Annotated in this window: 18 protein-coding genes; 7 read left to right on the top strand and 11 right to left on the bottom strand. The window is 61.7% G+C overall.

From position 1 onward, the window contains the following. The coding region (locus tag I5L79_RS20080) for a Crp/Fnr family transcriptional regulator (RefSeq protein WP_196956870.1) at window positions 1–704 on the top strand (704 nt) is incomplete at its 5' end. 123 nt (window positions 705–827) lie between these two features. On the opposite strand, the gene I5L79_RS20085 is transcribed toward I5L79_RS20080, so the two are convergent. Continuing rightward, window positions 828–1,514: a MarR family winged helix-turn-helix transcriptional regulator gene (locus I5L79_RS20085; protein WP_196956871.1), complete on the bottom strand. Its 687-nt coding sequence runs from the start codon at window positions 1,512–1,514 to the stop codon at window positions 828–830. A gap of 111 nt (window positions 1,515–1,625) precedes the next feature. Here I5L79_RS20085 and I5L79_RS20090 point away from each other — a divergent pair, with 111 nt between their 5' ends. Further along, window positions 1,626–4,067: a TonB-dependent receptor gene (locus I5L79_RS20090; protein ID WP_196956872.1), complete on the top strand. Its 2,442-nt coding sequence runs from the start codon at window positions 1,626–1,628 to the stop codon at window positions 4,065–4,067. Window positions 4,068–4,133: 66 nt separating this feature from the next. Here the strand turns inward: I5L79_RS20090 and I5L79_RS20095 are convergent, their stop codons facing one another. The 6 genes from I5L79_RS20095 to I5L79_RS20120 all read right to left on the bottom strand — a co-directional run bounded on the left by I5L79_RS20095 (window position 4,134) and on the right by I5L79_RS20120 (window position 11,053). Continuing rightward, the gene (locus tag I5L79_RS20095; RefSeq protein ID WP_196956873.1) at window positions 4,134–6,956 is read right to left on the bottom strand and encodes a S8 family peptidase; all 2,823 of its coding nucleotides are present in this window, start codon (window positions 6,954–6,956) and stop codon (window positions 4,134–4,136) included. Window positions 6,957–7,191: 235 nt separating this feature from the next. Beyond that, complete coding sequence (locus I5L79_RS20100) at window positions 7,192–7,431, bottom strand: hypothetical protein (RefSeq protein WP_196956874.1); 240 nt, start codon at window positions 7,429–7,431, stop codon at window positions 7,192–7,194. Between the two features lie 91 nt (window positions 7,432–7,522). Continuing rightward, entirely contained in the window at window positions 7,523–8,269 is a 747-nt protein-coding gene (locus tag I5L79_RS20105; protein WP_196956875.1) for a LytR/AlgR family response regulator transcription factor, read from the bottom strand. Further along, window positions 8,266–9,384, bottom strand: coding sequence for a sensor histidine kinase (locus tag I5L79_RS20110; protein ID WP_196956876.1), 1,119 nt, complete (start codon window positions 9,382–9,384; stop codon window positions 8,266–8,268). The genes I5L79_RS20105 and I5L79_RS20110 overlap by 4 nt, the downstream gene beginning before the upstream one ends. Before the next feature lie 95 nt (window positions 9,385–9,479). Further along, on the bottom strand, window positions 9,480–10,430 hold the full coding sequence (locus I5L79_RS20115; RefSeq protein ID WP_196956877.1) for an alpha/beta fold hydrolase: 951 nt from the start codon (window positions 10,428–10,430) through the stop codon (window positions 9,480–9,482). 302 nt (window positions 10,431–10,732) lie between these two features. Beyond that, entirely contained in the window at window positions 10,733–11,053 is a 321-nt protein-coding gene (locus I5L79_RS20120) for a hypothetical protein (protein WP_196956878.1), read from the bottom strand. 195 nt (window positions 11,054–11,248) lie between these two features. Between I5L79_RS20120 and I5L79_RS20125 the strand changes: the two genes are divergently transcribed. Next, window positions 11,249–11,701 carry an energy transducer TonB gene (locus I5L79_RS20125; RefSeq protein ID WP_196956879.1) on the top strand — a complete coding sequence of 151 codons (453 nt, stop codon included), beginning with the start codon at window positions 11,249–11,251 and terminating at the stop codon, window positions 11,699–11,701. 90 nt (window positions 11,702–11,791) lie between these two features. On the opposite strand, the gene I5L79_RS20130 is transcribed toward I5L79_RS20125, so the two are convergent. The 4 genes from I5L79_RS20130 to I5L79_RS20145 form a co-directional block, all read right to left on the bottom strand. Next, window positions 11,792–12,340 (bottom strand): hypothetical protein, encoded by a 549-nt coding sequence (locus I5L79_RS20130; RefSeq protein WP_196956880.1) that lies wholly within the window; start codon window positions 12,338–12,340, stop codon window positions 11,792–11,794. Between the two features lie 227 nt (window positions 12,341–12,567). Next, window positions 12,568–13,824, bottom strand: a complete 1,257-nt coding sequence (locus I5L79_RS20135; protein WP_196956881.1) for a dicarboxylate/amino acid:cation symporter — start codon at window positions 13,822–13,824, stop codon at window positions 12,568–12,570. A gap of 311 nt (window positions 13,825–14,135) precedes the next feature. Further along, window positions 14,136–15,359 carry a PQQ-dependent sugar dehydrogenase gene (locus I5L79_RS20140; RefSeq protein WP_196956882.1) on the bottom strand — a complete coding sequence of 408 codons (1,224 nt, stop codon included), beginning with the start codon at window positions 15,357–15,359 and terminating at the stop codon, window positions 14,136–14,138. Window positions 15,360–16,469: 1,110 nt separating this feature from the next. Further along, window positions 16,470–17,180 carry a hypothetical protein gene (locus I5L79_RS20145; protein ID WP_196956883.1) on the bottom strand — a complete coding sequence of 237 codons (711 nt, stop codon included), beginning with the start codon at window positions 17,178–17,180 and terminating at the stop codon, window positions 16,470–16,472. A 207-nt stretch (window positions 17,181–17,387) separates the two neighbouring features. Here I5L79_RS20145 and I5L79_RS20150 point away from each other — a divergent pair, with 207 nt between their 5' ends. The 4 genes from I5L79_RS20150 to I5L79_RS20165 all read left to right on the top strand — a co-directional run bounded on the left by I5L79_RS20150 (window position 17,388) and on the right by I5L79_RS20165 (window position 21,570). Then, complete coding sequence (locus I5L79_RS20150; RefSeq protein WP_196956884.1) at window positions 17,388–17,879, top strand: GAF domain-containing protein; 492 nt, start codon at window positions 17,388–17,390, stop codon at window positions 17,877–17,879. Window positions 17,880–17,942: 63 nt separating this feature from the next. Beyond that, on the top strand, window positions 17,943–20,066 hold the full coding sequence (locus I5L79_RS20155) for a TonB-dependent receptor family protein (protein WP_196956885.1): 2,124 nt from the start codon (window positions 17,943–17,945) through the stop codon (window positions 20,064–20,066). Window positions 20,067–20,318: 252 nt separating this feature from the next. Next, entirely contained in the window at window positions 20,319–20,537 is a 219-nt protein-coding gene (locus tag I5L79_RS20160; RefSeq protein ID WP_196956886.1) for a PID-CTERM protein-sorting domain-containing protein, read from the top strand. Between the two features lie 49 nt (window positions 20,538–20,586). Continuing rightward, on the top strand, window positions 20,587–21,570 hold the full coding sequence (locus I5L79_RS20165; protein WP_196956887.1) for a right-handed parallel beta-helix repeat-containing protein: 984 nt from the start codon (window positions 20,587–20,589) through the stop codon (window positions 21,568–21,570). The last annotated feature ends 9 nt before the right edge of the window (window positions 21,571–21,579 follow it).

A 21,579-nucleotide genomic window follows, 5' to 3' on the forward strand; every position in this document is an offset into this window, starting at 1 on the left:
TCAACCGGTTTCAGCACCTCAGGCCCGACTACGACCTGCAACAGGACGGTTTAAACGACTTTCTGGACGATGCCCGCCAGGTAAGTTCCCTGCAAAGTCTTTCCGAGGACCGGCGCCCCCACGCCGTGGCCCGCAAGCAGGTGGTGTATGACGAAGGCGACGTGGCTGCGCGGATTTACTTTGTGCAGGCCGGCCAGGTGAAAACCAGTAAAATCACCACCGCGGGCAAGGAGTTGATTACGGGGCTCTACCAGGCCGGCGAGTTTTTCGGCTACAAAGCCCTGCTCGAAGGCACCGCTCACTCCGACTCGGCCGCGGCTACGGAGAATTCGGTGCTACGCTACATCCCGGCCGACGACTTCACCCAACTCCTGCTGCGTAACCCCGAGGTAAGTCAGCAGTTTGTGCGCCTGCTGGCCGGCCGGGTGCGCGAGCAGGAAGTGCTGCTGCTGGACATGGCCTACAATTCCCTGCGCCGGCGCGTAGGCAATATGCTGTTGCGGCTGTATCAGAGAGAGTGTGAGCTGACGCCTGCAGCCCCGCACATCCATATCTCCCGCGACGATATGGCCGCGCTGGTGGGCACGGCGCCCGAGTCGCTCAGCCGCACCCTGAGCGAGTTTCGCCAGGCCGGCATCGTGGAGCTGACCAGCAAGTTTATCCGGGTAGTGCAGCCCGAAAAGCTGCGTAGTGCCAACTGGTAAATGGCGCAAGCTAGCAGCCTTCGGGCTACTAGTTTGCGCTTGAATTTAATAGTCTGGCCTCCGTTTGGGGTAGTACAGGAGCCTGATAAATCCGCATCATGTTCTGATAACCAGCTCATAGCGTTACTGCCCGGGTGGGTGGCCCGCTGCCGGCAAATCGGGAAAGCGACTCCGGAGCAGCTCTTCGAAGGTGCGGGAACGGTCGTGGGCGAAGATGGCGTGGTGAAAGTGGTCGAGTTTGAGCAGCAGGTACAGAAGCTGGCGCCGCTCCGCCGGCTCCAGGTTGCCGGCAATCATGTACGCTACCTGGCTCATCCGGCCGAAGAGCCCGAACAGCACCTCCCGGCCGCTTTCGGTAAGGGTCAGGAGCTTACGGCGGCGGTCCGTCTGGTGGCCTTGCTCGGCAATAAAGCCCTGCTTAAGCAGGCGCTTAATGATTTCGGTGCCCGTGGGCTTCTCGTGAATGTTGCGCTCGATAACCTCCGTCTTGCTTATAGGCTGGTGCCCATACACCGTCACCAGGTACGTGAAATCGTCGGACGTAATGAGTGGGGAGCCTGCTAGCGCCAGCCGCAGATAGGAGCGGGCATAGCGGTACATAAACGTGATAAGCTTGCCGATAACGGACTCATCGAACTCGCCGGGCTTGGCCGCCGACCGGGTTACCGGGGCCGTATCGGGCGCCGGAGCCGTACGGGCGTGTAGCCAGCTGGCAAAGGCGGCCATAGCATCGGGCTGCCCGGCGGCAGGGTGTTGAGCTTCGAAGGTTTCCGCCAGATTCAGCAGCTGACGAAAGAAGGCATAATTCATTACACAAAAATAAGGCAGCAACTGAAGCGGCAGTAAATGATACTAAAACATACAAGACATGAACATGTTTGCATGATTAAATAGTAAACGGCCTGGCTTAGATCAACCCATATGAAACTCCTTTACTTAGTGCTTTTCCTGCTGATCAGCTTCAACGGGCTGGGACAGTCGACGGGTATTCTGACCGGCGTGGTGCGTGACCGGAAAACCCAGGAGACTATTCCGGGGGCTACCATTGTGCTGGAAGGCACGAGCTTAGGCGTTTCCAGCGACGCGGAAGGTCGGTACCGGCTCAGTGAAATTCCGACAGGCAGCTACAACGTGCGGGCAACATTGGTGGGCTACGAGCCGTTGTTGCGCGCCAACGTGGTTATTACCTCCGGCAACGCGGCCATCATCAACCTGGAGCTGTCCGGCAGCAGCCAGCAGTTGGGCGAGGTGCAGGTAGTGGGCAGCCGGGCCATTCGGGTGGCCACGGCCGAAACGCCGCTTTCCGTGCAGCGCATCAACACCGAGGAAATCAAGAGCAACCCCGGCGGCAACTTCGACATCTCGAAGGTTATTCAGACGCTGCCGGGCGTGGGCGGGGGCGGCACGGGCGGCACCTCCGGCTTCCGCAACGACATCATCATCCGCGGCGGGGCACCCAACGAAAACGTCTATTACCTCGACGGCATTGAGGTGCCCGTCATCAACCACTTTCAGACCCAGGGCTCGGGCGGCGGGCCCACGGGCATTCTGAACGTGTCGTTTATTGAGGACGTGACCCTCAGCTCCTCAGCGTTTGAGGCCCGCTACGACAACGCCCTGTCGTCGGTGCTGCAGTTCCGGCAGCGCGACGGCAACCCCGACCGGGTGCAGGGCAACGTGCGCCTGAGCGGCACCGAGGTGGCGGGCACGCTGGAAGGGCCGCTGGCTAAAAATACCACGTTTCTGGCCTCAGCCCGGCGCTCTTACCTGCAGCTGTTGTTCAAGGCCATTGACTTGCCCATCCGGCCCAACTACTGGGATTTTCAGTACAAGGTCACCACCAAACTCTCGCCCAAAACCACGCTTACGTCTCTGGGGCTGGGCGCCATCGACCACTTCGAGCTGGCCGTGCCCCGCAAGACCAGCCCCGACAAAGAATACACCCTGCGCTCTACGCCCACCATCGACCAGTGGAACTACACCGTGGGCCTGGCTTTGCGCCAGCTGCTGCCCGGTGGCTACCTGAATGTGGCCCTGAGCCGCACCCAACTCGACAACAAGCTCGACCAGTTTGAGGACCGCACTACCACCGAGGAAGCCGACCGGGTGCTGCTCACGCGCTCCGGCGAAACAGAAAACAAGCTGCGCGTCGATGTAAACAAGTCGGTGGGCCGCTGGCAGTATGCCTACGGCGTGGTAGGCCAGTACGTGCAGTACGACAGCCGCTTTTTCAACCGCGTACGCAGCGAAGTGCGCGATGCCCAGGGCAACCTGATGTCGCCGCAGGTGAATGTAAGTTTCCAGACGGCTATTGACTTTGCCCGCTTTGGCGCCTTCGGGCAGCTCACGCGCACCCTGCTTCCCGACGACCGGCTGACGCTTTCGGCCGGTTTGCGGGCCGATGGTAACTCTTTCACCGACGGTGGTGCCAACCTGCTGCGCACCTTGTCGCCGCGGGTGTCGGCCTCCTACGCCCTGGCCCAGCGCTGGAACCTGAATGCCTCGGTGGGACGCTACTACAAGATTCCGCCGTCCACCATCCTGGGGTTTCGGGATGAGGCCGACCGAGCCGTCAACCAGAAAGCCCGCTATATCCGCTCCGACCATTACGTGGCAGGGCTGGAATTTCTGCCCGCCGCCACTACGCGCTTCACGCTCGAAGGCTTCTACAAGAAATACAGCCACTACCCGGTGTCGGTGCGCGACGGTATTTCGCTGGCCAACCTGGGCGGCGACTTTGCGGCCCTCGGCAACGAGGCCGTGCAAAGCACGGGCCTGGGCCGGGCCTATGGCGCTGAGCTGTTTTTTCAGCAGAAGCTGACGCGCAAAATCTTTGCGGTGGCCTCGTTCACGGCTTTCCGCTCGGAGTTTTCGGGGGTTAATGGGCATTTCCGGCCCACGGCCTGGGACTCGCGGTTTTTGGCTTCGGCCCTGCTGGGGCGCAAGTTCAGCAAGGGCTGGGAAATGGGCTTTAAGTACCGGTTTGCGGGCGGCTCGCCCTACACGCCGTTCGACCTGGAAGCCTCCCAGGCCAGCTACCTGGCCGTGGGCCGGGGCGTGCTCGACTACTCCCGTCTGAACACCGTTCGCCTGGGCAATTTTCAGCAGTTCGACTTCCGCCTCGACAAGAAGTTCAACTGGCGCCGCACCAGCATCGACCTGTTTGTGGACGTGCAGAACGCCTTCCTGATTGCCAACCCCGGCACGCCCAGCTACACCTTCCAGCGCACCGCCGATAACAGCGGCTTCCAGACCACCGACGGCCAGTCCATTCGGCCCGATGGTAGCAACGCCCTGCCCATCCTGTTGCAGGACAACGACCCGACCGTAACGCCCACTATCGGTTTTATCCTGGAGTTTTAGGCAGGCAGATGCAGTATAGTGGTCATCCTGCGGGTTGATTTCAACCGGCCACCGGCATAGAACTCATCAGGGACGGATGAGCACCTTGCGCGTGAGTACGCCGCCTTTGCCTTCCAGCCGAAGCATATAGAGGCCGGCTGCGGCGGGTAGCGCCAAACGCTGGCGCGGCTGGCCGTTCCAGGCCCAGGTGCGCACGGGGCGGCCCAGGGCATCCAGGAGCGTGAGCTGCCGTGCTGCAAAGGAGGCAGGTATTTCCACAACCAGGCTGCCAGCGGCCGGGTTGGGGTACACCTGCCATTGTACCACTGCCGCAGTTGAGCGCACGGGCGTAACCGTTTTGTCGTACTCTAGCCGCGCCACGTCGGCGGCGGCCTGCAGGCTGTCCAGGGAGCCGGCTCCCAGAATGGCAAAAGCCACCCGCGTGGAGTCGCCGGGCGCCAGCGCGGGCAGCTCAGCGCCCACCACGTGGGAAACATCGGCGCCAGCGGGTTGCTCGTTGATGGTATTTACCGCCGTGCCGCTGCTCAGCATCAGGTATTTCTCGGCATTGCTGAAGCCGTCGGCCAGCCGCACGGGGGCACCTTCCGGGGCACTGTTGTTGATGGCGTAGGTGGAAACCGGGCCGCCATGCAGGAGCTGCACGCCCGCGTGCAGGGTAGGGGCCAGCTGGTCGTACACGTACCCAAGCTGCCGCCCCGCGTCCCAGCCGGCGGCGTTGCGGTTGTTGGCCAGCGGCAGGTCCCAGTCCATGTACAATCCGACGTACAGGGGGCGAAGCGTGTCGGCAGTCGTATTGGTAAGGGTATATTCCACTACCACGTAGTTGCGCCGCCGCTCATCAGCCCAGGCAAACCCACGCTGCCGAACGCTCACACCCACGGTACTGTCGGAAAGCGTATCCCGAAAACGGCTCATGATTTCCTGGTCGGCGCCCCGTGCCGCTCCTACGAAGTGCAGTGGGCTAACGCTCATAAAGTCCTTGTCAACGCTTTTGGCCTCGTTCAGGAGCCGATCCGATACGCGCTCCGGCGAGGTAGCTACCAGCAGGCCGCCAATGGATAAGAGCGAAGGGCCATTGCGGTAGCTTACGCCCTCGCCCACGGCCGGGTTGATAGCGTCGTAGCCGATATTGCCCTGGCTGGTGACGGACACGTGCAGGTTGCCGGCCGTGAGCGTGATAAAGCCCGGGTTCAGCAATACCGGCACAAACTGGTCGGAGCTATAGCCGTTGTCCGCCTCAAAGTGAAAGCGCAGGATAGCCGTGGTGGCCAAGGGCGCATCCTCCGCCACCAGCACCGTAAACGGTTCCAGCGCGTTGGCCGCTTCGCTCAGCGTGAGCATGTCGCCCAGCGGCACCGAGCCGCGCACTATCCGCACGTAGGGAGAAGCAGTGGTAAGCGAAATGCGCACGTTGGAAACCGGCGCCAGCAGGTTCTGCAGCTCGGCCACAATGAGGGTGGTGTCACCGGGCTGAAAGCTGGGCACGGGCTCGTAGCGCACGTTGGTGAGCTGTACGGCGTACAGCGTCGGCTCGGCCAGGGCCCGGTGCATGTTCAGGCGGCCCGTGCCCAGCTTATGCCGGTAGGCCGCATTGCCCGTGATGGTGTACAGCGAATCGGCCGTCTGACGTACCCGCGCCATCACCTGCTCGGCCGAATAGTCGGGGTATTGGGCGCGTACCAGCGCCACGGCCCCGGCGACCAGCGGCGAGGCCAACGACGAGCCCCCTACCGTAGAGTAGGCGCTGTCGTGAGCAGAGCCGGTGGTTAGCATCTGCTGACCGGGGGCCGAAATATCGACGTGGTAGCTGTACGTATTGGTCTTTCCTTTTTGGTTGTTGGGCTCCAGCGCCGCCACCGACAGCACGTGCTCGTAGCTGGCGGGGTAGAAATCCAGCTCGGCGTTGGTGTTGCCGGCCGCCGCCACTATTACCACATCGTGGTTGAGCACTGCGTAGTTGATGATGTCCTGCTCGTACTGGGACTTGCCGCCCACGCCGCCCCAGGAAAGGTTGATGACCTGGCAGCCGTGGTCGGCGGCATACACAATGGCCTCGTAGCCGGCAAACACGCCGGCAGGCGTGCTGGGGTAGATTTTGATGGGCAGGTACTTGCAGTTGAAGCCGGCCCCGGCAACGCCTTTGCCGTTGTCGGTGCGAGCGGCGGCCACACCCGTGACTGTGATGCCGTGGCCGCGGGCCGTGCCCAGGTAGGCCGCGTCGGCGGTGGGGTCGTTGTCGTTATCGGCCATGTCCCAGCCTCGGAAGTTATCTACGTAGCCATCCTCATCATTGTCGATGCCATCCACCGGGTCGCGGTAGTTGCGCTTTTCCTGGTCTTTCAGGTCCTGATGCGTGAACCGCGTGCCCGTGTCCAGTACCCCGATAACGATGTTGGTGTCGCCCTTAGAGATATCCCAGGCGCGGTAGGCCCGCACGTTTTTAAGATAATACTGCACGCTTTTGACGCGGGTAGAATCGGCCGAGGGGTCGTTGGGCTGGTAGAGCGGCTCGCGCTGGTATAAGGGTTCTACGTACTCCACCAAGCCCGTTTGCAGCAGCAAGGCCCGGGCTTTAGCAAAGGGCAGGTGGGCCGGATACTGGGCCTGATACACCAGCCGCAAATCCACGACCTGCTTTTTGCGGGCCAGGGGGGCCTGTGCCTGCGGAAACTTCTGGGCAACGTTGGTGGCGCCAACCTGGCGGAGGGCTTTTTGCCAGGCCGGACCGGAAAGCCGGCGGGCTGCGGGCAAGGTGGCAGCGCCCGGCTTCAGGCGGAAAACCAGCAGGCCAGGAAGGGTAGAAGGAGCAGTCTGGGCTGTGGCCGGGCCGGCCAGCAGACAGCTGGCCGCGCATACCCATAACCAAAAGGCAAGTAACCGTTGGAGCATAGCAGGGGGTGGGTTCGGAAGAAGGGAGATGTACGCTCCAAGAACGGCACGTACTGCGGTGCTATACGGGATTTTCGTTGAAACAGCCTGCCCGGAGGTTGATTTGTTTCGGCCTCGCGTTAAGTGAGTTAGCGCCTGAGAAGTGCCAACGCATTGGGTGTAAAAAAATCCTGCCTCAGTACCATAGTACCAAGGCAGGACTTCGTCGTAAAGCAGGCTTCGACCAGCAAGAGTGCTATGGGTTTTTCGGCCGCTTGACGGTGCGAAATTTATTGGGATTGCGGGCGTTCAGGTCAATACCCAGGCCAATGTTCGATTCGCCGGGCTTGCGCTGAGCCTTCTTGTTGTGCGGGTTGCTCTTTTCCGTTTTGAAAGAGGAAGCAGAGCGTGCTTTAGGAGTGTGTAGGGCTTCGCGGTCCTGAGAACAGGAAGCCACCAGAAGCAGACAGCCGAGGAAAGGTAGAAGCAGTTTCATAAGGGGAAGCAGTACAAAAAACGCGCCAGCAAGGGTAAGGCTGGCTTTTAGAGCCGTGTACTGCCGAAGGGGCGGAAAAGATACAGAAATCTTACAGACTCAGCATCTCCCGGAAGCGCACTGACTGCTGCCGGGACACTTCCACTTCCGGGCCGCCGCGCAGCCGGATTTTCAGGGAGTTGCTAAACCAGGGCTCAATGCGTTCCACCCACTTCAGGTTGATGATCTGCTGGCGGTTGGCGCGGAAGAACACGCGCGGGTCGAGGCGCTGCTCCAGGTGCTGCAGAGTGCGTGGAATGAGGGGGCGGTGCTGGTCGAAGTAGATTTGGGTGTAGCTGCCATTGATTTCGAACAGGCGAATGTCGGCCAGGCGCACAAACCAGCACCGCTCCCCGTCCTTCACAAACACCTGGTCCTGCTCCGTGAGCGGGGACAACGCCGGCTCCTCCGGGGCGGGCGCAGCAGGCGCGGCAGCTGCTGCGGGACCAGTCATCTTCGCCCGTGCCTTGGCCAGAGCCGCGGCCAGCCGGTTTTCCTGGATGGGCTTGAGCAGGTAGTCTAAGGCATTCACCTCGAAAGCCCGCAGCGCGTACTCGTCGTAGGCTGTGGTGAAGATGACGTGGGGCGCCGTTTCCAGCGACGCCAGCAGCTCAAATCCCGTTTCGCCGGGCATATGGATATCCAGAAACAGGACATCCGGCGGCGTTTGCAGCAGCAAGGTGCGGGCCTCCCCGGCGTGGCGGGCCTCGCCCACGATCTGCACTTCGGGAAAAGCGCCCAGCAGGTGGCGCAGCTCGGTGCGGGCCAGGCGGGAATCATCAACTAACAGCGCTTTCATACAAGGGCAGTGCGGGGAATAGATAGGGGGCCACCCGGAGCAGCAGGCGGCGCGTTTACCGGCAGCTGCAGGCAGGCCACCACGGTATCGGGCTGGGCTGGGTCGTTCTGGATAGTGAGCTGGGCGGCGGGGCCAAATAGCAAAGCCAGCCGCTCCCGGGCATTGCGCACGCCCACGCCCGGGTGGTCTGGCTGGGGCTCATAGCGGCCGGTGTTGCGCACGCGCACATGCAGGGTACCGGAGTCGTTGAGCTGGGCCGTAAGCTGCACGAAGCCCCCGGCCGGCCGGGGCGCCACCCCGTGCTTGATGGCGTTTTCCACCAGCAGCTGCAGCGTCATGGGCGGGATGGGCACATGCAGGGCGGCCGGGTCCACATCCAGGGTGTAGTGCAGGCGCTCTTCCAGCTGCATGGCCTCCAGCTGCAGGTAGTGCTCCACAATTTCCAGCTCCCGGCCCAGCGGCACCTGCTCGGCGCTGTTGAGCTGGATGGAGTAGCGCAGCAAATCTGAAAGATGGGTAATCATGTCGCGGGCGCGGCCGGGGTCTTCCATCACCAGGGCGCGGATGTTGTTGAGGCCATTGAACATGAAGTGCGGGTTGATCTGGGCTTTGAGGGTGCGCATTTCGGCTTCCTGCACGGCGGCGGCCAGCTTCCACTTATCCACCTCGGCCTGCCGGAAGCTGGTGAGGTAGTGCCAGCCAAAGTAAAACCCTTCCCACAGCCACAGCAGAAAGTTTACGTTGAACACGTAGAACACAAACTGCCCCCAGCCGTGGGGCCGGCCATCAGCATCGGGCCGGATCAGGAAGTAGACAATGGACCAGATAATGACCTGACTGAGCACCGACAGCAGCACATTGAGCACCAGCAGGCGGCTCAGCAGCGGTACCGGGGCCAGCTTCACCCAGCCGCTGGCCCGCAGGTGGTAGCGCAGTCCGTGGCTGATGAGCACCAGCGGCCCCACAATAGCCAGCTGCATCAGCACCAGCTTGCCGGTGAGGGGTACGTTCAAGCTGAACATGGCCAGGTTCAGCAACATGTACAAGCCCCAGCCTAAGGCCTGCAGGCGCCAGTACAAACGACCCGGCGGGGGCACCGCAGTGTAAGAGAACATAGCGCAAAACTAAAGGTGAAACCCAAAGCGGAGCAGAAAAGCTTGCCTTTCCTGCTCCGGTCAGTTGTTGGGGGCTGCAGTCTACAAGAAACGGCTTACTTTTTTGCTACGGCCTGCTCCCGTAGAAATGCATCGGCTTGCTGGAAAAACCACTGGGTGTCGTCGTACATCAGGAAGTGCTTGCCGGCTTCCGACATTTCCACGCGGTGCCGGGGCAGCTGGGCGTACTGCTGCTCGAAAACGGCGCGCGTGCTTTCCTTGGTCGAGCCATAGGCCTGGTAGGCAGCCCAGGCTCCCAGTACCAGCACCGGCTGCTGCACGCGCGCCACTTCGGGGCGCAGGTCGGTGGTATACATGTCGTACATGGCCTGGGCCACGGTGGCGGGGTCGGAGGCCAGGCCCCAGCGCGTAACCTGCGTAATGCGGGCCGTGTCCGTCACCAGGGAGGACACCGTCTGACGCTGCTGGGCAGGGGTGGCTTTGCTCTTGCTCATCTGCTGGCGCATGCCCTCGGCCATGGGGCGCACCATGTCTACTGTGGCGGCAGGGTTTTGCACGGCACCAATGAACGGCAGCGAATCGACAATGACCAGGGGGCCGACAGCTTCCGGGCGGGTGCTGCTCATCCAGAGGGCCATGAACCCGCCCAGGCTGTGCCCGACAATGGTGGGCTTGCTGAGTTTCTGCGTTTGGATGTAGGCCAGCAGCTGGTCGCGCACGTTTTGCAGCAGGTGGTCGGTGCTGGCCGGAGCCGCCGTGCCGCCAAAGCCCGCCAGTGAAATGATGTGGCACTGGTACTGCTTCTGGTAGTGGGCCACGGTTTCGTCCCACACCGCGCCGGGGCAGGTCAGGCCCGGAATCAGGAGCATAGGCTGACCTTTGCCTACCACGCGCACCGTAAAGTTGGGGTGAGCGGCCGGGTTATCGGCCGTAGGCGCATTTTCTGTTGCGAAGCCAGCGGCCGAAGCGGCAATAGGAGCAGCAACCACGGTTGCGGCCAGCAGCAGGGCAGCGCAGAAGGGGCGGAGGGAAGAGACAAGTTTCATAGGAAAGAAAGTTAGGTTGTGGCGGTTGGATGCCTCAAATCTAGCCCTGACCTTACCTGCCTGAAACTACTTTTCCGCGAACGGTAAATCCAACCGCCGAGTGGCCATAAAACCCGGGCGAACGGAACCACGGATTCGCGCGGATTTTTCGGATTACGCGGATTTCGTAGATGGCGCGGTTTTCAGCCAGGCCACAGGCAAGAATAAAAAAGCCTCGCACACTGCGAGGCTTTTTGTTGCTAAAGAATCGTCTACAAAATCCGTGAAATCCGACCAATCCGCGCGAATCCGTGGTTCCGTCGTTAGATGAGGTTGCGCAGGTCGTTGCGCAGGTTCTCCACTCCCTGCCAGATTTCCTCCCAGGTAGAGCGGTTGGCCTGGTCAGGCTGGTCGGTGCCGGAAGCGGCATCGGCGGGGCCGAGGCGCTCCAGCAGCTTGGCGCGCTTTACTTCCAGGGCGGCTATGTGCTCGTGGTAGGTGTGCGAGGAGTTGGCGGTGGTGGTGTGGGCACGGTTGCGCAGGGTCTTGATTTTCTCGTCGAGTTCGGTCAGCGCCTGGCGCAGATGGGCGTCGGAGAGGTTTTCCGGTACGCGCATGTGCTGGGGGGAGGGAGTATGCGACATAGAGTAAAGCAGTTGAGCGGACCGGCGCCGCGGGTGGAAAAGCTGGATACATAAACTACTGCTTTTTGCCCGGAAAGGATACTTCAATATTACCAACACAACCGCAACACAACCATAACGCCGCCGTGAAGCGCTGCCTTATGGCGGCGTATACTTTTGCCCACGAACAATGTCTGCCCGCTTATTCTGCTTTTCATGAAACAGCTGCTACCCATGTTCCTGCTCAGTTTTGCCGGTTTCGCCGCCCGGGCCCAGCCTTCCGCTTCCATTGCGCTGGTAGAGCCGGCCGCCGGCCAAAGCATGGGCGCCGCAGTGCCGGCTACCAAGGTGAAAGTGTATGCCCTGGCCGAAGAGATGCCCGCCTTCAAAGGGGGCGACAAAGCCCTCCTGCTGTTCATGCGCGAGAAGGTGCAGTACCCCGCCGAGGCGCTTCAGCAGAACGTTTCGGGCAAGGTGTACGTGCGCTTCGTGGTGGATGAGCAGGGCCGCATCCGCGACGCGGAAGTGGTGAAAGGGCTGGGCCACGGCCTCGATCAGGAAGCCCTCCGCCTGGTGCGCATCATGCCCTGGTGGACGCCCGGCCGCATCCAGGGCCAGCCCGTGCGCGTGCTCTACACCCTGCCCGTCGCCTTCCGCACGGTTGAATAAAGGCGAAATGGTGAGATAGTGAAATAGGGAGTTGATATTCTATCCGCGCCGTTTGCGCCAAATGAGCGGTTTGAACATCAACTCCCTATTTCACCACTGCAAAGGCACGCCCAGCTCCCGGGCCAGCGGGGCGGCGGCCGACTGGTAGAGCTGCCCAAGCACTTCGTTTATGGCGGGCTGCAGCTCCACGTGGTAGTCTTCGTGCAGCTTACGGGCCTGGAGCAATACCTCGTGGGTGCGGCGGGCCAGGTGCTGGAGCAGGGGCTGGGTGGGGCCGTGCAGACGACCGGTAGCTTCGGGCTGGTGGCGGAATACGTTGCCAAGCAGGCGCACCGTCAGCTCAATTTCACCCTGCAGGTCATCGGTGATTTTGGTGTGGTAGGTGAGCCGCTGCTGCAGCTGGCGCACGATGTGGAGCAGGTCGTTGGGGGTTTGGTGGTAGCCGCGCACGGGGTCATCTACCTGCTGGCGCAGGCGGAGGCGGCGCTGTTCCAGGGCATCGTCGCCTTCCAGCAGCCGGAAGCTGAGCTGCTCCGTCAGCACGGCATCCTGGGCCACGAGGCGGGCCAGCAGCTGGTCTTTTTCTTTCTGGGGTAGGCTGAAAAGGGCTTTGCGAAGGTCGGGGGAGAGGGCCGGCACGGCGGTTAATGTGCTAATGTGGTGGAATGTGGGTAATGTGCTACCAGGGGCTGAATGTGTCATTGCGAGCAAAGCGAAGCAATCCGTCTTGGGCAACGCTCTAAACCCTGAAACGTGACAAGCTCTTGCCTGTGCGCAACCAGTAAGGACTTGCTGGTGGTAGAATGCGGCTGGTTTTGAAAAGGACAGATTGCTTCGCTACGCTCGCAATGACACCTGTCACCTCATCACCTGTCACCACTAAGCGCCGCCCGGTTTTTTTCCTCGTCGAACGCCCCTTCGCTCTTGGCAATGACGACGGTAGCCACCGCGTTGCCGATGATGTTGGTAATAGCCCGGGCTTCGCTCATAAACCGGTCTACGCCCAGCAGCAGGGCCATGCCTTCTACGGGAATGACTTTGGTAGCCGCCAGCGTGGAAGCCAGCACGATAAAGCCTGATCCCGTGACGCCTGCCGCACCTTTGCTCGTGAGCATCAAAATACCGATGATGGTGAGTTGCTGGCCCAGCGTGAGCGGCACGCCAAACGCCTGCGCCAGGAAAATACTGGCAATGCTCAGGTAAATGGTGGTGCCATCGAGGTTGAAGGAGTAGCCTGTGGGCACCACCAGCCCCACCACCGGCCGGGCGCAGCCAAAGGCCTCCAGCTTGTCCATCAGCCGCGGCAGCGCCGACTCCGATGACGACGTGCCCAGCACAATCAGCAGCTCTTCTTTGATAAAGCCCAGCAGCCGCCACAGGCTGAACCGGTAGTAGCGCGCCACCGCGCCCAGCACCCCAAAAATGAACAAGGTCATGGTGCCGTATACCGTGAGCATGAGCTTGCCCAGCGGCAGCAGCGTATGGAGGCCGTACTTGCCAATGGTGAAGGCCATGCCCCCGAACGCGCCCAGCGGCGCCAGCTTCATCACCATGCCCAAGACCGCGAAAAACACGTGACTGAGTTTTTCAAAGGTGCTGATGAGCGGCTGGCTTACGGCCGGGGCTACGCGGGTGAGGGCCAGCCCAAACAGCACGGCCGCCAGCAGTACCTGCAGCACGTCGCCCTGGGCAAAGGCCCCCACGAAGCTTTCGGGGATGATATGGGTGAAAAAGGCCACCCAGTCCATGTGGGCGGCTTTGTCGGCGTACTGCTGGGTTTCGGCGGCCTTGGCGGCCACGCCCCGGGTATCAATGCCCGCGCCCGGCCGGGCTAGGTTGGCGGCGGCCACTCCAATGATGAGGGCAAACGTAGTTATCAGCTCAAAGTACAGCAGGGCCTTGCCGCCCACACGCCCCACTTTCTTCAGGCTGCCCATGGAGCCGATGCCCAGCACCACCGTCAGGAAGATGATGGGCGCAATCAGCATCTTGATGAGGCCGATGAAGACGTCGCCGAGGGGCTTGAGGGCAGCGCCCACGGCCGGGAAAAGCGCCCCTACCGCTATGCCCAGCGCAATGGCGGTGAGTACCTGAAACGTGAGGTTGCGAAAGAGTTTGGGCATAGCCAGGAATTAGCCCGTAAGGTAGCCAGCTGCGCTTTAGCGATTCTGGTTGTCTGTCACCCTGAACGCAGAGTAGGACCTTTCCACGTTGGTACAATCAGGCGCTGTCTGCAAAAATCAAGAACGGTCATGCTGAGCGCAGCCGAAGCATCTCTACCGCTTCGCTGAAGTAGTAGTCCAACGAAGCGGTAGAGATGCTTCGACAAGCTCAGCATGACCAATATCAAGGGGAATGGACTTTTTAGACATATCTAGTTAAACCGTGATAAGGCTTTCGCTTCGCTCAGGATAGCAGACATTAACAGTAACTGCTACCCCTTCTTCTTGCCCGGCTTGGCGTCCTTACCACCTGCCGCGTAGGCCACCCGGTAAATCACGCCGTTGGCGTCGTCGGTGATGAGCAGGGAGCCGTCGGTATGCTGGGTGATGCCGCACACCCGGCCGAAATGGGCCTTGTTGTTATCTACCAAAAAGCCGGTTAGGAAGTCCTCGATGCCGGTGGCCTGGCCCTGCTCGTTGTAGCGCACCCGCACCACGCGGTAGCCGCTGGGCTGGGCGCGGTTCCAGGAGCCGTGCATGGTCACAAAGGCGTCGCGCTGGTACTCCTTGGGGAACTGGCTGCCGGTGTAGAATACCATGTCCAGCGGAGCGGCGTGAGCGGCGTAGAGCTGCACGGGCTTCACGGTGTGGGCCGCGTACTGCTCGGGCGTTTCGTCGGCGGGCTGGGGGTGGGGCGGGATTTTGCCGTCGGCGTACACGTAGGGCCAGCCGTAGTCGGCGCCTTCCCTGATTTCGTTGAGCTCCTCGCGCTGGTCCTCGTCGCCCAGCCAGTCGATGCCGTGGTCGAAGCCCCAGAGCGCCTTGGTGGCGGGGTGCCAGCCAAAGCCGATGGTGTTGCGCAGGCCCTTGGCCACCACGCGGCGGCCCGAGCCATCGGTGTTGATTTGCAGGAGGGTGGCGTTTTCCTTGTTGCGCTCGTCGCAGGCGTTGCAGGTGCTACCCACCGAGAGGTAGAGCTTGCCATCGGGCCCGAAGTGCAGGGTACGGTTGGGGTGCTGGCCGGCGTCGGGCAGGTCATTGTACACGGTTTTCAGCTCGCCCAGGGAGCCGTCGGCCTTGATGTCGGCCACCAGCAGCTCCCGGATGGTGGTGAGGTAGAGCTTGCCGCCCTGCAAAGCCAGCCCGTGCAGATCGGGGCGGCGGGCTACTTCGCGCGTCACGTCGGCCTTGCCGTCCTTGTTCGTGTCGCGCAGCAGGGTGATGGTGCCCTTGGTGCGGTCGGAGAAATACACGTCGCCATTGGGGGCTACCGTGAGCATGCGCGGGTTACCGGTTTTCTCGGCAAACTTGCTTACCGTGAAGCCAGCTGGAGCTTTCAATTGGCTTACGCGGGCGTCGGTGGCCTCTACCTGCTGGGGCTTGAACACGTTCACGGCGTAGCCGTCTTTCACGCTTTGCTGGTAGTCGTTCTGGGCCAGGGCGGCGGAAGCGGAAAGCAGACCCAGGGCCAGGAAAGAAGGTCGGAGTAGATACATGGTTGAAGAGCTGAGGAGCCTTCTTCAACTGCCGATGCGGGCCTGGGGTTGCGGGGCCGCGTAGCTGCCTAACGGTATGCAGCGCCTGGCAACGCATGACCGCCCACGCCACCCGAATCCTCACCCCTGGTACCCGAAGGTCTTTCCACAGCAACCGAAGGTCTTTCCTTAGCAACCGAAGCTCCATCCACAGCACCTGAAGGTCCTTCCTTCGCAACGGAAGCTCCGCCTACAGCAACCGAAGGTCTTTTCTTAGCTCCCGAAAGTCTTTCGTTAGCTTCCGAAGGTCTTTCCTTAGCTAATCATGCTGTTTCGGTCGTGGTAGGCGGTGCTTCGGGCGCTGAGCGGGCCGCTCCAGCTACTAAAGCCGGAGCGTTGGGCGAGGTAGTGGGCGGTTCGGGCGGGATGGATGGAACCCGGGGAGCCGGGGCCGCCGCCTGGGAGCCAGTTGCCGGGGCGTGGCGAGCCGGGTAGTCGCCGCGTATCAGGGCTAGTAGCAGCGTATTTCTACTTAAGGAAAGGTAAAAGCCTGGAAAAATTATCAGCGGGGTACCCCAGCCGGGAGCCTGGCTGAGGTAGCCAATGCGCAAGGCATACGGAAGGAATATTTGTTGCCGACGATGTACAGCGTAGTAATGGTATCCTGCCGTAAGTCGAGCCAGTAATTGCGCAGGTTGTGCTGCTGCAAATGATCAAGCAGACGAAATAGCGTAGCGTAGCCGGTGCTTTTATGTAGTTGAATACGCAAGCAAAGTGCATCGTCGAAGGAGGTTTTGAGCAATGGGTACTCCGCTTCTATCCTTCGCAGCAAAGGGTAATCGGCAAAAGTATTTCCCGAAAGCTGAAACGTCTGCCACGGCAGCATCCGGGCTACTGCCTTATCAGAGTAACATGAGCAGTCGAAACTTGTGTGGGACTCTGGTGCCGAGGAATTGCAGGCGGAAAGCGGTATAGTCAATTGAGTAACGCGCTCTGAGGAATCTATACGTGCTAGCACCACCCCGCACCCCAGCCACAGCAGCCACGCCAGGGCTAGCAGCCCTGGCGGGAAGAACAGGCGGCGCCGGTGGCGGCGAGGGAAGCGTAGCTGGTATAGCATAGCGAACATATTTATAGCACGTTTAGCCGTCGCAGCTTCCAGGAACCCAGCAGGGCCATCAGCAACAGGAGCAAGGTAGAGGCGCGCCAAGGAGCGTGGAGGAGCGGAGAAGAGTCAGTTGAAGTTATCCAGCCTCGCGAGCTTCGCCTAAGGGCATTCCCTGGGTATATAATCAAACGACGCCTATAGCGCTGAAAAACGGGTACTACGTCCAGATCAGTAGGAGAACGACCATTGGGAAAGACATAAATGGCCTCGGGTTTATGGGTCCAGTCAATCCAGAGTCTGAATATTTGGTATTCATCAAGCTGGTTTATAACCCGAATAAAACTGCCGTAAGTAGCCATTGGGGAGAAGTACACGCGGTATCCGTATTTTTTTCGGGTTGTTCTTAAATAATAGCTGGCTTCCTGGATCTGACGCAGGGTAAGATAATCGGCCCACAGATTTCCGACGAGCGTGAAGGTTTGCCACTGTCGAAAGTTCTCGAGTTGCACTTCTGAGCTGTAAACAGGGAAATAAGGTGGCGAACCATATTCATAGCGCAGCGGAGTAGTTTTGAAAATAGGGAAAATAGGCAACAGTATTTCCGGTTGTTTGTGCACATAGATTCTTGGCAGCATTACACATCCCAGCCACAGCAGCCACGCCAGGGCTAGCAGCCCTGGCGGGAAGAACAGGCGGCGCCGGTGGCGGCGGGAGTAGTGAAAAGCAGTTATCATAGCTGATAGCAGCGCCTGATAGAAAGCGCCCGGGTAAGATACGTTCGCCCAACTGGTTTTCGTATGCGAGCGGGGAGGCGCGGCCAACTTCTGGGCGTCGGGGCGGTTAAGGTGGGGCCAGGCAGTATCTTGCGGGCGCTGACCGGCGCCCGGCTAGCTGTCCGGCCACGTCGCCTTTTTCGTTTGCCCTCGCCCGTAGCTTTCTATATGACCAGTCTTCGCCCTACCCCCGATGCCGCCATGCTGCGCGACATAGACGCGTTTGCCCGCGTGCTGGGCCAGGACGGCCTGCACGCGGCCCTGGAGTTTCTCAACCGCCGCACCCCGCACCGCTACACCGGCATCTACCGCTTCGATGCCGAGCTGCTGCGCAACGAGGCCTTGTACGACCGATATCAGCCCACCCCCAAGCAGGTGGGGGCCGTGCCGCTGTCGGTTACCTTTTGCTCACTGGTTGGCAAACAGCAGGTTCCCCTGGAGGTGCTGGATGCCACCACCGATGCCGCCGTGCGGGGCCTGATTGAGACGCCCGTTGTCTCCTACTGCGGGGTGCTGATCCGCGACGCCCAGGGCCGGCCCTTCGGCACCCTCTGCCACTACGATACGGAGCGCTGCCAGGAGCGCACTACCGACCTGCCGCTGCTGGAAGCCGCCGCCAGCCAGCTCTACCGCTACCTGCAACCGTCGCGAGGGGCGTAGCGGCGGGCCAGGCCAACCCCCGGGCCGGCTTCCGCGTTCGGGAGTCTACACTGATTTCGCCGAATGCTTTTACGCTACGTCTGCCTGCCGTTGCTGCTCTTGCCCCTGCTGCTGCGCGCCCAAACGCCTCCCGATACCCTCCGCACCGTGCGCCTGCCCGAAGCCACCGTGACGGGCTACGGCCAGCAGCTGCCCCTGCGCCGCACCGCCGCCGCCGTGGGTGTGGTCGATGCCGCTACTGTTACCCGGTTTAGTCCGGCCAACCTCACCCAGGCCGTGAACACGCTGCCCGGCGTGCGGCTGGAGGAGCGGGCCACGGCCAGCTACCGCCTGAGCGTGCGGGGCAGCACGCTCCGCTCCCCGTTTGGGGTGCGCAACGTGAAGGTGTACTACAACGGCCTGCCCTTCACCGAAGCCAGCGGCAGCACCCCGCTCAACCTGCTCGACGTGGGCACGCTGGGCCGGGTTGAAGTAATAAAAGGGCCGGCCGGCTCGGTGTACGGGGCCGGCACCGGCGGCGTAGCGCTGTTTTCCACCCGCCAGCCCACGCCCGGCACCACCCGCGCCGAGGCGGGCTTCACGGTGGGCTCCTTCGGGCTGCGCCGGGCCACGGTAGCTCTCGAAACGGCCGACTCCGCGCACAGCCTGCGCGCCCAGTACGTCCGCCAGACCCTGGACGGCTACCGCCAGCACAGCGCCCTGCGCCGCGACGTGCTGACCCTGGACGGGACGTGGCGCCCCGACGCCCGCCAAACGGTTTCGGCACACCTGCTGTATTCCGATATCAACTACCAGCTGCCCGGCTCGCTCACCCGGGCGCAGTTTGAGGCCAACCCCCGGCAGGCCCGACCCGCCACGCCCACCGCACCCGGCACCGTGGAGCAGAATGCCTTTTATGCCTCGCGCACGGCCCTGCTGGGTGGTACCTACGAGTACCGCTTCAGCGAGCAGCTCACGCTTACGAGTACGCTCTACGGCAGCGGCAGCGCTATCCGCACACCCTTTCTGGTCGATTATGAGCGCAACACGCAGGTGGGCGGGGGCGGGCGTACGGCCCTGAGCTACCGCACCCGGCTGGCGGGCCGCGTGCTGCGCCTCGCGGCGGGTGCCGAGGGGCAGACCTCCTTTGAAAGCTCCCGCAACTACCGCAACCGCGGCGGCCAGCCTGACACCCTGCGCTACGACGACGAAATTCGGACCAGCACCGGCTTCCTCTTCGCCCAGGCAGATTGGGAGCTGCCTGCCGGCTTCCTACTGACGGCCGCTGCCAGCTACAACCGCCTGCGCTACCGCCTTGGCCGCCTCTCGGGCCGCGCCCGCACGCAGGAGGAGTACCAGCTTACCCGGAGTTTCCGACCCGAAGTGTCGCCGCGCCTGGCTTTGCTGAAGGAACTGACGCCGCTCGTTTCTGTGTACGCCAGCGCGAGTGCGGGCTTTTCGCCGCCCACGGAAGAGGAAATCCGGCCTTCGGACGGCTCCCTGAACCAGGCCCTGCAGGCCGAGCGGGGCACCAGCTACGAGGTGGGTGCGCGCGGGCAGCTGTTTCAGAAACGTCTGTCGTTTGATGTAGCGGCTTACGATTTCCAGCTGCGCCAGACCATTGTGACGCGCTCCACCGCGCAGGGCGTGCAGCTGTTCTACAACACCGGCCGCACCCGGCAGCGCGGGGTAGAGGCAGCCCTCAGCGGCTGGCTGTGGCGTGAGCGGCTTGTGCGGAACCAATATTTCCGGGGCGGTAGTCATCAGCAGAATTCTTACCAATATGGCCTGCGCGCTTGGGCCAGCTATGCCTACAACCACTACCGCTTCGGGCAGTACGAGTCGGGCGGCAACGACTTCAGCGGCAACCGCCTCACCGGGGCCGCGCCCCACACGCTCACGGCCGGCCTCGACTTCTCGGAACGCATGGGCTTTTATCTCAGCCCCACGCTCAGCCACCAAGCCCGCCTCCCGCTCAATGATGCCAACACAACCTACGCATCCGGCTACTGGACGTTTGGGACGCGGGGTGGGTGGCGCCGCCCGCTGCCAGGCCACCTGGAGGCCGACGTGTACGCGGGAATCGACAACGCCACCAACCGGCGCTACAGCCTGGGCAACGACCTGAATGCGTTTGGCAACCGGTATTTTCAGCCCGCGCCGGGCCGCAGCTACTACACCGGGGCCCAGCTGGCCTGGCGCTGGTAGAGAGCAAGTAACCATCTGAAAAACAACGGCACGAAGCCGGACTGGCTGCTCTTTGGGGAGTGGCTGGTCCGGCTTCTCCGTGCTGGTACGGAGAGAGGCTACGGGGTGGGGGGTAGGGCAAAATGCCGCATGGCCCGGATTGCGCACGGGGGGGCGGAATGCCCACTTTTACCCCCGGCAAAGTGTCGGTCAACGCGCTGATCAACCTGCCTCAAGCAAGCTGTCTACAACTCACTTTTTCGCTGTTTTTCTATGCACCTGCTGCCCCACACTTCCCACCTGCTACGCCGCGCCCTGCTTCTTGTGGGCCTGGCCCTGCTCCCCGGCCTTGCCCTGGCCCAGAACCCCGACGACGAAGGCGGCCCGGCCCCAGCCAGCCCCACGGCCGTGCCCATTGACGGCGGCGCTTCGCTGCTGCTGGCCGCCGGCGTAGGCCTGGGCGTGGCCCGCCTGAAAAAGCGCCGCGCCTAGCGCCCAGCCGCTGTCTTTCTACACACCTTTCATTTCCTCTTTTACGACCATGAAAAAACTGTACGCTTTTCTGCTGTTGGGCCTGAGCACTCTTCTGGCTGCGTCGGGTGCCTTCGCCCAGACTATTCGCCGCGTAAACAACAACGGCATCACCGGTACCAATATCTACAGCACTATTCAGGCGGCGCACGATGCTGCCGCCGCTAATGATATTATTCAGGTGGAGCCCTCCACTACCAGCTACGGTAGCCTTACCTGTTCCAAGAAGCTTACCATTGTGGGGCCCGGCTATTTTCTGGATATGAACACGGGGCTGCAGGCCAGCCCAATCCCCGCCACCGTTTCTTCCGTTGATTTCTACACGGGCAGCGCGGGCTCATCGGTTTCGGGCCTCACTATTTCCAATGCCTACCTGCGGGCCAACAACGTGACCATCAGCCGCAATAAAATCGACTACCTCTACGTGGGCTACTACGGCGAGAGCAACCAGTGCGTGGTGCGGCAGAACTATATCTACTACATCACCACCTATGGGTATACCGCGAACGATCTGCTGGTTACCAACAACATCTTCACTTACTACGTGGGGTTGAGCAACAGCGCTACCAAGGGCGAGTTCAACAACAACGTAGTGATGGGCAACAGCGCTTCGTTTGATGGCTTCACGGTGAAAAATAATTACTTCGGCGTCTCATTCACGCCTACCGGCAACACCACCTGGAGTTACAACAAGCTGGCGCAGGCTTCCTTGCCTGCCAGCGGGACCCAGAGCAACAACACCGCCAACGTAGCCTACACCTCTATTCTGGCCTGGGGCTCGGGCACGCAGTACGATGCTTGGTTTAAACTGAAGGCGGGTGGCCCCGGCATCGGTACCGGCGAAGGCGGCGTGGACATTGGCGCCTTCGATTCGCCCACGGGCTATGACTACAAGCTCTCGGGCATTCCGGCTGTTCCCAGCATCTACGAGTACAACCAATCGGTGAACGGCAACACGCTGAACGTGAACCTGAGCACGCGCTCCAACAACTAACCGGCCCCT

Origin of the sequence: Hymenobacter guriensis, from assembly GCF_015773195.1 — a bacterium.
Lineage (GTDB): Bacteria > Bacteroidota > Bacteroidia > Cytophagales > Hymenobacteraceae > Hymenobacter > Hymenobacter guriensis.